At 46.1% G+C, this 653-nt stretch carries 2 protein-coding genes; both read right to left on the bottom strand.

Translation table 11 applies throughout. The features are described 5' to 3' along the window. Positions 1–262, bottom strand: a 262-nt coding sequence (locus tag ABMQ40_RS16675) for a hypothetical protein (RefSeq protein WP_370901643.1), incomplete at its 3' end; no start/stop codon positions are given. Positions 263–390: 128 nt separating this feature from the next. Continuing rightward, positions 391–653, bottom strand: a 263-nt coding sequence (locus ABMQ40_RS16670) for a hypothetical protein (RefSeq protein ID WP_370901641.1), incomplete at its 5' end; no start/stop codon positions are given.

The following is a 653-nucleotide window of genomic DNA, read 5'->3' as shown; positions in this document are numbered from 1 at the left end:
CTACCTTATGTTTGTGAACCAACAGCCTGTTCTGGCTGTCATAGGTAAAGGTTTCAGTGATCACCTTTTCAGTATCGGCTGCCAGCCTCTTATGCCTGGTAATGGTTTGCTGGGGAACACCTGCAAAATCCAGCAGGGATTCTACCCTGGTATATCCACCCAGATGGTTTACGGAGTGAGTGGCTATTACCCTTCCTTTATTGTCATAATAATTATAATTAATGGTCCAGTTGTCATCCTCGATATTCTTCACCAGGCTCATCACCGGGAGACCTTTGGTGCTGATGGCATTGGCTGTGGCATTATCCGTAATGACCGGAGTTCCCAGGATATCTGCCGGAAATGTTGGATTGAAGCTATAGGAAGCATAAGTATCATAATAGTTAATGCTTAAAAGGGAAGTAATGGAATTGGGATAGCTCGTGGAAGCATTATGTCATAATAGACCCCGCGCCCGTTAACCGTAACTCCTACCGAGGAAGTCCTTGTTACATTATTGCTTCCTTTGGCATCCACCAGGGCCTGTTCTGCAGCTCTTCCTGCAGGGCTATAGCTCTGGGAGCTGGTATAGATGCCGGTATAGGCAACTCTTCCAAACTGATCATACTTGGTAAAGATCCATTGTTTGGAAGCTCCAAGATTGGCATCCTGGG

The sequence above is a fragment of the Chryseobacterium gossypii genome (genome assembly GCF_041361455.1).
GTDB lineage: Bacteria > Bacteroidota > Bacteroidia > Flavobacteriales > Weeksellaceae > Chryseobacterium > Chryseobacterium gossypii.
Note: the sequence above shows the minus strand (reverse complement) of the source record. Positions and strands in the feature narration are given on the sequence as shown.